Origin of the sequence: Paucibacter sp. KCTC 42545 (assembly GCF_001477625.1) — a bacterium.
In the GTDB taxonomy this organism is placed as follows: domain Bacteria; phylum Pseudomonadota; class Gammaproteobacteria; order Burkholderiales; family Burkholderiaceae_C; genus Paucibacter_A.
This window is the reverse complement of sequence record NZ_CP013692.1, coordinates 1,804,988-1,817,242: the sequence shown is the minus strand read 5'-3', so window position 1 is coordinate 1,817,242 and position 12,255 is coordinate 1,804,988. Positions and strand designations below refer to the sequence as shown.

The following is a 12,255-nucleotide window of genomic DNA, read 5'->3' as shown; positions in this document are numbered from 1 at the left end:
TGCTCGCGTGACATCTCTGAGAACGCCCGTGCGAAAGCGTGAGTTTTTGGATACTGCCCGTAGGCCGCGGCGATGGTCAATGTCATTAATACGGTTTCTTGAACTGCATCAAGAACAAAGCTTGGCGCACGAGACCTCGTGCCCAGCAAGACATGAAATCTCGCCGCGCTCAAGCGACCATGCCGCGCTCACTACCCCAAACTGCTGCCTGCACTCGGGAGCTGACCCCCAGCTTGCGCAAGATGTGCTGAACGTGGATCTTGACTGTGGGCTCGGCGATGCTCAGTTGCCGTGCGATTTCCTTGTTACTTGAGCCCCGGGTAAGTTCGCGCAGGATTTCTAACTCGCGGGGCGACAAAGGCAAGGGCTCGACCCGCTCAGGGTCTGCGCATGCTGCGGGCGCAACTGCTGCGGCGCTGCTGCGGAAGGCATTGAGCAGCTTGTGCGACATCTCGGGGCTGACCACCGATTCACCGCGCATGGTCCGTATCAAAGCCGCAGCCAAGTCCTCGCCGTCCACCGTTTTCAGCAGATAACCTTGGGCACCGTTGCGTAGTGCTTCGCTGAGGTCTTGCTCATCTTCGCTAACGGTCAACATCAACACCCGGGCGCCGGGCACCTTGCGACGCAACTCAGGCAGCAGGTCAACGCCGCGCATGCCGGGCATGTGGTTGTCCAGCAAGATCAAATCGGGCTGCAAAGTCAGGGCCGCGCTCAAGGCCTCACTGGCGTCGGCCGCTTCACCCAGTACCACCACGCCGTCTTCCTGCTTGAGCAAAGCGATCAGGCCACGGCGAAACAGGGTGTGGTCATCGACGACCAGGACGGAAATGGGCTTCATGTCAGGGCAGGGGACTGTTGGTTTTGCTGGGTCGAGGCATCCAAGGACAGCTCAGCTTTGCTGCTGGTGAATGCGCTTTGCATAGGCAGTTGCAGGCGCACACGGGTGCCGCCTTCGGGTGGGCTGTCAATGCTGAGCTGAGCACCTATGCGTTGGGCGCGCTCCCGCATGATCTGTAGTCCCACATGGATATGACTATCGTCAGGCGGCAGGCGCTGGAATCCACTGCCGTTGTCTTGCACCTCAAAGGTCCAGCGCGGCAGCTGCTCAACCCGCAGCGAGACATGATCGGCCTGGGCATGCTTGCGCACATTGGACAAGGCTTCTTGGATGATGTGTAGGACTTGAATTTGGGCATCGGGGGGCAGGGGGAGGCCGTCGCCTTGCAGGCTCAGATGGGTGCTGAGCCCGCTTTGGCGCTCGAACTTGCTCAGGGTGTTGCGCAGGGCATGTTCAATGTCTTCGTGGCCGGGCCGGGTGCGGAAATGCACCAGCAGCTCCCGCACATTGGCGTAACACTCCTTCACCCCGGCATCGATTTCGTCCACCGTGAGTTCGATTTGCTCGGGCCGGTTCTTGCTCATGGCACTTCGTAGCAGCTGCACTTGGATCTTCAAAAACGCCAAGACCTGGGCGATGGAGTCGTGCAATTCCTGAGCCAGCAGATTGCGCTCCTCCGATACCGCCATTTCGCGGTCGCGCGAAACCAAGCGGAGGTTGTCGACCTGCACCCCGAACTGGCCGACCAGGGCATCCAACAACACGCCTTCCGATTCACTCAGGCGGCGTTCGCTGCTGAAAAACAATTCCACCTCACCCACCAAGCGAGCGCCGGCCCGCATCGGAATGGACATCACGCTTTGAAAGCCCGCAGCTTCGCAATGCCCCAGCTTGGGGGTCGGCAAGGCCTGAATGGCAATCACCTTGGGGCCAGTGGGGGGCTGCGGCGAGGCTTGCAGCGTGGCGCCACAAGCACATTCGCCTTTGCGAAGACAGCGCTCCGCATCAATCATGGTTTGCGGCAAAGAGGCTTGGCCGAGTAGCAAAAGGCGCTCGCCATCTTCAGCCGCCAAACGCACCGCGCAGGCATCGGCACGAGCGATGCGAGCGAGTTTTTCTGCAAATGAGTGCGCCAGGGTCTCAAGGGTCTGATCCGTGAGGCCTGACATCTGGGCCACGTCATACAAGGCTTCCAGGCGTTCATTTTGCTGGGCCAAGTGCGCAGTCTTTTCTTTGACTTTGCCTTCCAGCCCTGCATAGGCCTGCTGCAAAGCAATAGCCATGTGGTTGAAGCCCTTGGCCAAGCTAGTGAACTCTTCAACCGGCGACTGCTCGTCCACACGCGCCGCCAAATTGCCTGCGCCCATCTGCTGTAAGCCATCGCGAAGCCGCTGCAGAGGCTGGATGATCCAGACAAAAGCCCCAGAGACAAAAGCCACCGAGGCTGCCACGACCAGCACCACAAGGCCGAAGCAAAGCGCGCCCAATATGGCGGTGCGCGCCGCAATGGTGTGCTCAATCGCCCCCACCAGTTCGTCCACCTTCGCAACAAATGCATCGGCTTGTTGGCGCAGTTCTCCCGCATCAGTTGGGCCCAAAAGACTGGCGCGGAAGATGGGCCATTGGTTTTCAACCAAGGCCAGGCGATCACTGCAGTCGGCAGTGTCCGGCACGAACAAAGGCCTTTGCGCATCACCCTTACGCAGGCCGCCCACCATCGCATCAAAGTTGCGCACGTCCTCTTGCAACTGTGTCTCTCGCTCCTCCGTATGCGACAGCGTCATCCGGTAGCTGAGCATGCGCATGCGGCCAGCCTCATTGATGGCACCGGCACCACCTTCCAACTGCCAAGACACCCATAAGGTAAAAGCGATCGAGGCGAGTGCTACCAGCAGAAAGCTGGTTTGAATAAGGGCCAGTTTTCCGACCAGGCTGCGAACGCGCGTAAACATGCGGCCACCATATGTGGCTGCGCGGAATGCGGTCTTGACCTGAGTCAAGCTTGTATGGTTGTGCTTTGGTCGATCGCGTAGTCCACACAGGGCCAAGAGTTCAAAACCTCGGTTGATCGCTGTTTCAAATTTGGCTTCTAGACGTGACTATTTCAGCGGTAGGCTTGGTACCAACTCCAGAAAGGGACTGGTTAACCCATTTGGTGGCCAGAATTTTGAAGGGTGTTATTGAAACTCCCTGGGGTCAGCATCCACTTGGATTGACAACCCAATCGGATTAATTTTACATAATACACATTGTCAGCATTCGGGGTAGTAATCTCAGTGTTGCGTTTGAAGATGCCCAGGAGTCTCTAAAATGGCTTTGGATACTCTGATATCGTTGCACAACAATGCTTACAAAAATCACCGACCGACGCCCGGTCCTTGTTGATGACCACCAACTTCCTCGGTACTGGCCGGCTGTCTGGGAACTGCTTCACGGGGCCAGTTTGGCCACCTCCACATTGGAAGAACGGCTGAGTCACATCGAAGCCTTCTATCAACATACGGAACTGGCCGGCGGGTGCCTGGATGACGCTATTGCCGACCTCGACTTTGACCTGCTGGCCACCGCGCTAGAGGCCTTCTTTGTTTCGCTCCGAAATGTCCCGGCACCGACGACGCGAGCTCAGAAGCGTTGGAACGCCGCGTTCCATTTCGTTCGGGACACCTGCAATCGAATCGCCTCCAACCCCAGGGCCGGCAATCGAATGGCTGATATCAAGGGGCAGATTGACAGATTGGATCGGCTCTACCTTGGGCTTCGACCGCTTAAGAAGCGGCTTGGAGCGATGCCCAGAGCGCTTCCGCGCTTAGTCCTGTCAGATTTGCTCGATGTCGCAACGCCCGGCAATGCAAGGAATCCGTTTCCTCGTGGCCAAACTCAATGGCGGGCGTACGCGCTGGTTTTGCTATTCCTCATCCAGGGTCTACGGCGAGGCGAAGCACTGACGCTGCGAGCTGACGCCATTCGCGCGGAGCGTGATCCCGCGACTGATGCCATTCGTTGGCGCCTTGCCGTGGAAACAAGTGACGGCGATGGAGACACGCGCGCCAATCGGCCGAGCATCAAGACCAGCCAATCAATCCGACAAGTCCCGGTATCAGCCCAGACGGCAGAAGCGCTACTCACCTATGCCGAAAACTATCGGGGAAGAGTCAATCACCCGTACTTGGTCAGCAGTGCACGCCGCTCACCGCTTTCCATTGCCGGCGTAACGAAATTGATGCAGAAGCTCTCGACGGGTCTATCTACAGAAGCCCGGCTTGAACTCAAAGGTCGGACTGGCACCGAAACGGTAACGGCGCACGCCCTCCGTCACACGTGCGCGGTCGTTCGCATGAAGCAGTTGCTAGCCAAGGAATCGACCACCGATCGAGCCATGATGCACTTGCGCAGCTTCTTTGGATGGTCCAAGACCTCAATGATGCCACTTCACTATGCCAAAGCAGCCTTGGATGAAAGGTTGAACGAGGTCTGGGAAGACGAGCTTGATGTCCGCCTGAACATGCTGCGGAGCTTGCCCCAATGATTCGCACTGCACCCACTGCTGATGACAAATTCGTCCTGGCGCTTCAATCTCTTCCGCAACTTCCAAGGATCATTCAATACGAAGACGACTACGACGAGCGGCTTCGTTCAATTCACGTCGAGGAGAGCGTAGACGCCGCTGATCTACACCTTTCAGGGGAGGTCGCAAAGCTGCATTTCAGTAAGTTTGAACCAAGGACTCGTCCCCTCCTCCGCTCATTCCTGTTCATCAGTCTGCAGACCCTTTCACCAGCTACGGTTATAAACCACTACAAGAACCTGATCCGGGTCGATGGTGACGATATCGAATTTCTGGCCCTTTCCAAGCCGATTGATGCGAAGGCATCTTGGCCTGTGATGTTGGCAAAGTATTCTGAGGAAATTGCTCTCGTGCTAAAGGCGCTGGTCGCGTTCCTCTGCCAAGCTCGCTTCAGTCAGTGGACTCCATTGCATGCCGATTTTGTCCGTACAGCATTGTCTGTTCCAAAAGGCCGTGATGCATACGCTTCTGTTCGCGCGGGTGACTGCTTTCTAAGCATTGATGAGGAGGCACGTCTAGTTCGGTGGATCGACGACACCGCACGATCTGCTTCCACGATGAGAAAGACGGAATTGGAAATTGCGTGCTTGGTCGTCTGTTCCTATCAAATGGGAATGAGGCCGAAGCAGTTGGGTATGCTTAGAAAGCGAGACTGCTCCGTTCGCCTTAGCGAGGTTGACGGCAGTGAAATCGTGCACCTCCAGTTTCGAATGCTGAAGCAAAGGGACACGAATCTGTCAGGACTGCCGCTGGTTCGCAAAGTCAAGCGCGAATGGGCCTCGCTATTTGTGGCCCTATGGGACCTAAAGAATTCTGACAGCGAAGACTCATTCTTGTTCGGCTTCAAGAGTCGATCAACCCTCAGTGCTGCGTTGATTGATCAACTCGACGAAATTCTTCCCAACGGCGGTCGCGTTGCCTACGATCTTCGCCATTCGCTGGCACAGCGCTTGGTGGATTCCGGCGCTAGTCATGAGGAATTGGCCGCAGCAATGGGGCATTCCGAACTGCGGACCGGTCTCGTCTATTTCCGCGCCTCTGCAAACCAAGCTGAGCTCGTGAACAAGGCACTCGGGGTCTCGGAAACCTATCGCACCGTGGCCCGGATTGCCACAGAAAGATTCATCGACGAGAGCGAATTGGCAAAGCTCCGGGGCGACCAGCAAATCGCGGGAGTTCCGCACGGCATTCCCATTTCCGGCATCGGTGGATGCAAGTCCGGTCAACCGAGTTGCCCGCTGAACCCAGTCACGGCTTGCTACGGCTGCCCCAAGTTCATGCCTGTGCGTGATCTCGCTCTCCACGAGCAGGTCCTCAGAGATTTCAGAAGCATCGTGCTGCTCTACAAAGACGTTGGCCACGGCGAAGTGGCGTCACCCGCATACCTACAACTCCAGCGGACTATTTCCGAGGTACAGGGTGTGATCCGTGAACTGGAGCGTGCATGAACAACGTGCTGAACTTCCAGGCTGCCCTGCCCTTTGCACACGACGCCAACCTTCGCAGTTCCTGCTGTCGCGCCTGCGCCTCTTCCAGCAACCCCCGACGCTCAACGTGCCGGGTGAAATCGCTGGCGTTTTTCACGCAGGAATGCAATCTTGCTACTGCGCGAGCGGTGATGTCCTCGTCGCGGGCAACCATGTCCGTCAGCAGCTCCCGCAGTTCGGAGTGAGAGGGATCCTTTGTCCTACGCACCATGTAGCACGCTCTGTCGTTGTGTAGAAGAAGTTTCCGAAAGATCCTTGCCGTCCGGGAAAACCGATTGCCCGGGCAGGGTTGTCATCAAGGCCTCCACCCCCTTGATCCGTTCCATCGCATGGGCGATCTGATTCGCCTTGCCCACGGTCCCATCGGGGCGTGCCTGCGCGCTCTCCAGCGCAATCTTCAACCGCCCGTGCAGCTTCAGGATGTTGTCCTGGTGCTCCGGCAAGTTCGTTGCTGACAGGTGCCGGCAGCCCGAGAAGCATTCAAGATGCTTGGGGCAAGGGTCCACGGTAAAGGAGTTCAGGCAAGTACCGTAAGGCGTTGCATGGAATCCGTCGGCCTCGGTTGCCAAGAAACGCAAGGCCGCCTCGTCGCCTTCCTTGGCCTGGATGTTCTTGAACTCACGAACGATGGGGCCGTTGGCTCGCCCGGCCTGGATCATCTTGGCTACCGTTGCGGCCTTGCTTGGACCGATCATGAGTTCCCATTCCTCAGGGAGCTCGATCTGGTCAAGTTCCTCGGCCAGGCTGCGATGATCGTAGTCGTAGCTCTGCGCCACGCTTCGTCGATTGAAGCGCTTGGAGATGATGGTGTCGGCAACGCCGAGGCGGAACAACTCGGTATTTTGAAGGTGGCGGAAAGCGTGGCTCTTGATGCTCAGCTTTCGGTCTTCGTCAGATTGACCATACATCGTAAACAGCGAAATGGCCTTTCGATCATCTGCGCCTAGCACAAGCTGAACCAGCGCCTCGTCGGCAATGCCAATCGATGACATCAACAATGGGTCTATGACGGTATCCCCTCGACCAGCGCCAACCGCCCTCTTCGGCATTAGGAACAGCATTTCCCAGGGCGCAATGGTGGTGCCGTTGTCGAGAAGGAGGGGGCTCAAGTCTGAAATCTTCGTCGGCTGATGCGCTGCGACAAATGCTTCAACTTCAGAGATGCGCAGATAGCTTCCCCGGATGCCTCGATCCTGACGGCTTCCGTCTGCTCGCCTTGGAATGAGCCCGAGCCCTCGGCGCTCAGCGGTGAAGTACCTACTGACCGCCGCCGAAAGCACTTCGGTAGACGCTTGAAGCGTCTGGAGATCAGCGAGGTCGCGCGCATCAAAGGAATCGGCATACCGGGAGATGGCGGCCTCAACCTCAGCCGAAGGTGTCGCCGCCCAGACTGGATTGCCCGACATGCGGACATACATTTCGACCGAATCAACAAGCTGATCTGGTGCGTACATCGGGAAGATACGGCCAGACTCATATTGCGCCTTGAGCGTAGCCCGCAGCGGCGCCGTCAACGCTGCAATCTCGTCCAGGGTGCTCTCCAACTGCTCTCGGAACATGTCCGGCACGAACTGCGTTTCCTCGTAGAGCTTGTTGTTGTCCTGCTTCTCCGCGAAGTGGCGGATTGAGAGGGTTTCGGAAATCCCGCCAAGTTCACCAGCAGGGCGACCCGAATCATCCACGTAAGCGCGAGTCCGCTTCCAGTCGAGCGGGAGGTGTGCGACCTCGCCAACACGAAGGCCAGTGAACAGCAGCACCTTGATCATTGCGAAGCGAAGCGCGTCGTTGAAGGTGCGAGGCTTCTCGGTGAAGACGATTCGAACAAGCTCCCAGAACGCACGGCGCTCCGGCAGTTTCTCCTCGGCCTTCCGCTCTGCCAAGGTCTTCGCCAGCTTCCTTGTGGTTTGAGCAAAGCGCGCCCGTCCTGCCCGCATCTTTTCTGGCCTGGAGAGCAAACCGCTCAATGGGCAGGCATTGAACAAATGGAGCGGATCGACGACGCTTGAGATAAACCCCAAGATGACAATAGTGCGGCCACGAGACGGTTGGAGCTCGTCCGAAATCTCGCAGGCAAGGCGAAGGTCTTCGGCTGTAGTCTCCCAAGGTTCCCGCCGAGAAATCGTGGCGACGAATCGAAGCGCAGCAGCTGCCTGGCTGATGTACGGAATACTCTTTTTTCGCACCCGCACGTGCTCGATCGTGTACGCCTTGATGAGGTCCTGCCAGGCTTTCGAAACAGGGCCGGCCTGTCGAGATCCGTCGAGAATCCCTCTCCGTTCCATCACTTGAAGGGCATCCTCGCACTCAGTAAACGTACGCAGGATGAGTTTCTTCGGGCGGCCATCGTTGGACATGCGCCTGAGATCCCACTCGAACCCCTTGGCGGCGTTTCCTGCTGCGTTGACCCGCATGTCCCAGTGGAACCCGGCATCAGAGGCAATTTGCTCGGCTTGCTCGATGAAAGCTGAAAAATTCGGATTCGCGGGCAAGGTGAGGCATGATGGAGCGCGAGCCACAGCCGAGAAGCTTCAATCGACCCAAGAACGCGTTCGCGAACTAGAGGCCAACGAAGCGGCTCGGGTAGCCAGTCACCTGGCCATGATTCATGCAGTAGCGGAGCTAGGCGGGACGGCGAAGTTGCTAGCCTTCTATCGCACGTACGCTGACATCCGAGATCGGCTGCACCGGCAAGGTGCCCTGCCCTCGCCGTTCGCAGATGCCAGTCGTCAGCAGCGATAAGCTCTTCGATGTCAATCATCTTCAAGTGGCCCAACCGGCGATACGGCTCGTTCAAGAATCACTGTTCTTTCACGGTGGGTGTGAACAGCGCGAGAAGGTCCTTCTCCGCCATGTCGGCGTGCAACTGCGGGTACGCCGTTTCATTGATGCTGTTCATCAGGTCATATCCTTGATGAGGTCGGTGTTACGCCGAATTCCGACTGCATCGTGGCCGCTGAACTAAGCCTGCCAAGTTTCAGTAGAGGCGGCGGGCACAGCTCTCGCAAGTTCCATCACCCGTCCTTCACGCACGATCACTACCCGCTGCGCGCCGGCAATCGTTTCCGGTCGGTGGGCGATGATCAATCGAGTCAGTGGTAAGTTGCTCAAGGCCGCGGTGACTGTGCGCTCGTTCTGCAAATCCAAATGACTCGTCGCTTCGTCCAAAGCCAAGATGCGCGGCATCTTGTACAAGGCCCGTGCCAGCAAGAGCCGCTGTTTCTGCCCTCCCGACAAACCCGAGCCCAAGTCGCCCACCAAGGTTTGGTAGCCCATGGGCATGCGGCAAATGTCAGTGTGTAGTTGCGCCAATTCCGCGCAGGCCTGAATTCGGGCCTGATCGGGCTGCACATCGAAGAAGGCGATGTTGTCGCTGAGTGAGCCCGTTAGCAAAGCATCCTCCTGCATCACCGTGCCGATCTGCCGACGAAAGTTCTGCAGGCCCAGCTGACGCACCGGCATACCGCCAAAAAGCACCTCGCCCTCGCTGGGTTTGAGCAGGCCCAACGCAATCTTGAGGAGGGTCGTCTTGCCGGCGCCCGAAGGGCCGGTGACGGCTACGCTCTCAGCCGCTTCCACGCGGAAGTTGGCATTGCGCAGAATCCAGGGCTCACCCTCGCCGTAGCGGAAACTGACGTCTTTGAGTTCGATGCTGGGCAACAAGTGCCGCAAATCGTTGGCAGGCGCGTCGTCCTTCTCGGGCGGCTCCAAGGCAATGTCGGCCAGGCGCTCCGCATGCAGGCCCAGCATCTTGAGTTCCACGGCGTAATTGATCAGGGCCGACACGCGGCCCGTGAACTGGCCCTTGTAGCTGAGGTAAGCGAACAGCATGCCCACCGTCATGGTCACAGCCCCAGCCTGCTGCCCCGTCATGATGAGCTTGGCACCCAGCCACAGCACCAGCAGGTTCTCCAGACCAAAGATGAAAGTGTTGGCCGTCGAAAACCCAATGCTCATCTTGGCCGTGCGCACATCGCGGTTTTGCACATCCACGATCAGGTTCTGCCAACGGGCACGGCGCTCTTCCTCCCGACCGAACAATTTGAGCGGGGTGATGGCGCGCAGGGTTTCCAGGAAATGGGTGTTTTCTTTGGCGGCCACCACCAAGCGCTCGGCTGCGGCATCGCGGAAGGGTCGGTAGGCCGCCCAGCGCAGAAGGCCGTAACCTACGACGGCTGTGACGGTCACCGCGCAAAGCGTGGGCGCATAGATCAGCATCATCACCAGCGCGGCCACGGCCATCAGGCCATCCAGCACCGCCTCAATGGCGGCCGTGGTCAAAGTCTTTTGAATGGCACTGACGGCGCCGAAGCGCGAGGTGATGTCGCCCAAGTGCCGCTTCTCAAAAAAGTCCACGGGTAAACGCACCAGATGAGCAAACACATTGCCCATCCACTGCAAGGACAAGGTCTGGCCCAAGACCATCACCATCCAAGACCGGGCCAGCCCGACAGCAGTCTGCACCACCAGCAGCAAGCCGAAGCCGATCACCAGCACTGACAACAGATCGCGGTCACCCGACGTGAGCACATCATCCACCACCATCTGGTTGAACAAGGGCGCAAGAACAGCAAACATCTCCAGCACCACGGCCACGGCGAAGATTTGCAGGAGCGAGCGCTTAAGGCCCATCACCTTGCCGGTCAAGGTGACCTGCACCCTCCCAGCCGTACCAGCGTAATGGAGAGGAAGTCCATCAACCAGGAGAATGATGGACATGAAAAAGAGCAGATTCACTGAGGAACAAATCATTGGGTTCCTGAAGCAGGCCGAGGCCGGCATGCCGATCAAGGAGCTGTGCCGGCAAGGCGGCTTCAGCGACGCCACGTTCTACAAGTGGCGGGCCAAGTACGGCGGCATGCAGGCCACGGATGCCAAGCGACTGCGCGAGCTCGAAGGCGAGAACGCCAAGCTCAAGCGCCTGCTGGCAGAGGCCCACCTGGACATCCACGCGCTCAAGGACGTCTTCGGCGTAAAGCCCTAGCCCCGCAGGTCAGGCGCGACGCGGCGACCCAGATGATTGCCCAGCACCATCTGTCCGAACGCCGCGCGTGCCGCCTGGTGGGGCTCTCCAGAGACAGCTATCGCAACCCGCCCGTGGTCGATGAGGCCACGCAGCAACTCAGCGCCAAGATCGTCGAGATCGCACAGGTGCGGCGCCGCTTCGGCTATCGCCGCATCCATGACCTGCTGCGCCCACAGTTCCCAGGCGTCAATCACAAGCGCGTCTATCGGTTGTACAGCCAGGCGCAGTTGGCGGTGCGCAAGCGCAAGAAGATCAGACGGGCAGCCAGCGAGCGCGTTCCGCTCACCGTGCCGACCCGAGTCAATGAGGTGTGGAGCATGGACTTCGTTTCCGACAGCCTGGCCAATGGCCGGCGTATCAAGTGCCTGACTGTGGCCGACGACTTCACGCACGAGTGTGTGGACATCGCCGTGGACTACGGCATCTCGGGCCAGTACGTGACGCGGTTGCTGGACCGGGCCGCGATCTTCAGGGGCTACCCTGCGGCGGTGAGAACCGACAACGGGCCGGAGTTCACCTGCCGGGCCTTCATCGCTTGGGCGCAAGCTCACGACGTGCGGCACATCCTCATCCAGCCAGGGCGGCCCATGCAGAACGGCTACATCGAGAGCTTCAACGGCAAGTTCCGCGACGAGTGCTTGAACGAGCACTGGTTCCAGACGCTGCCGCAGGCGCGCTCGGAGATCGCCATCTGGCGGCAGGACTACAACGAGGTGAGGCCGCACAGCAGCCTGGGTCGGATACCGCCGGCCGAGTTCGCGCAGCGCCACCGCACCAAGAACCAGGCGCCACCGGCTACACGCAACGAGATCAAGTAACCTTCAACCGGGACTTCCGCATGGCTGGTACGGCGGGAGGGGGCAGGTCAAAGGCTCGCAATGACACTTTTGGCGCCGAAGCTTGGGACTTGAACTCCCCATTGGGGCTCAACTCCAAAGCTACGCCGGTGAAGTGGCGAGAAACTTCAGCCATCGACAAATTCCTCTCACCAACGGCAGGGTCAAGGAGCACGACAGACTTCTTGCGGACGCTTTTGAGCACTACAGCATGATTTAAGTCCCAATGAAGGATACAGGGTGTCTGTAGCTCTTTCAGTTCCTCTAGTTCGAGTCTTAAAGCACGAGCCGAAAACCCAAATTCAGCAGCGTAGCCAGTCAATTGATTGAAGTTGGTTCCTTTTTTAGTACCAAGCGGAAATCGCCGGCGAACATCGGAAAGATTTACCGCTGCCCCATATGCGCTGCTAATCATGGCCAGACATGCTAGCCCGCATTCGCTAGTTTCTTGCTGAAGTTGGATGCTTATTTTAAGCATTGAGGTGACGCATTGGTAAGTTTGG

General features: G+C 58.4%; 8 protein-coding genes. 3 read left to right on the top strand and 5 right to left on the bottom strand.

What is annotated here, in order from left to right; translation table 11 throughout:
* Positions 1–169 precede the first annotated feature (169 nt).
* The gene (locus AT984_RS08085; RefSeq protein WP_058719662.1) at positions 170–841 is read right to left on the bottom strand and encodes a response regulator; all 672 of its coding nucleotides are present in this window, start codon (positions 839–841) and stop codon (positions 170–172) included.
* Entirely contained in the window at positions 838–2,793 is a 1,956-nt protein-coding gene (locus AT984_RS08080) for a type IV pili methyl-accepting chemotaxis transducer N-terminal domain-containing protein (RefSeq protein ID WP_058719661.1), read from the bottom strand. The genes AT984_RS08085 and AT984_RS08080 overlap by 4 nt, the downstream gene beginning before the upstream one ends.
* A gap of 392 nt (positions 2,794–3,185) precedes the next feature.
* Between AT984_RS08080 and AT984_RS08075 the strand changes: the two genes are divergently transcribed.
* Both AT984_RS08075 and AT984_RS08070 read left to right on the top strand, forming a co-directional pair.
* Entirely contained in the window at positions 3,186–4,367 is a 1,182-nt protein-coding gene (locus tag AT984_RS08075; protein WP_058719660.1) for a site-specific integrase, read from the top strand.
* Entirely contained in the window at positions 4,364–5,854 is a 1,491-nt protein-coding gene (locus tag AT984_RS08070; protein WP_058719659.1) for a tyrosine-type recombinase/integrase, read from the top strand. Before AT984_RS08075 ends, AT984_RS08070 begins: the two co-directional genes overlap by 4 nt.
* 239 nt (positions 5,855–6,093) lie before the next feature.
* Here the strand turns inward: AT984_RS08070 and AT984_RS08065 are convergent, their stop codons facing one another.
* A complete protein-coding gene (locus AT984_RS08065) occupies positions 6,094–8,382 on the bottom strand; it encodes a hypothetical protein (RefSeq protein WP_082680311.1) in 2,289 nt (762 codons plus the stop codon).
* 469 nt (positions 8,383–8,851) lie between these two features.
* A complete protein-coding gene (locus tag AT984_RS08055; protein WP_197418278.1) occupies positions 8,852–10,609 on the bottom strand; it encodes a peptidase domain-containing ABC transporter in 1,758 nt (585 codons plus the stop codon).
* On the opposite strand from AT984_RS08055, the gene AT984_RS08045 reads away from it, so the two are divergent.
* A protein-coding gene (locus AT984_RS08045) for an IS3 family transposase (RefSeq protein WP_442952168.1) occupies positions 10,608–11,734 on the top strand; the annotation gives its coding sequence in 2 pieces (ribosomal slippage) (positions 10,608–10,851 and positions 10,851–11,734; 1,128 coding nt in all). The two genes, AT984_RS08055 and AT984_RS08045, sit on opposite strands and share 2 nt — an antisense overlap.
* Here AT984_RS08045 and AT984_RS22430 read toward each other — a convergent pair.
* Complete coding sequence (locus AT984_RS22430; RefSeq protein ID WP_082679866.1) at positions 11,727–12,230, bottom strand: cysteine peptidase family C39 domain-containing protein; 504 nt, start codon at positions 12,228–12,230, stop codon at positions 11,727–11,729. The two genes, AT984_RS08045 and AT984_RS22430, sit on opposite strands and share 8 nt — an antisense overlap.
* Between the last annotated feature and the right edge of the window lie 25 nt (positions 12,231–12,255).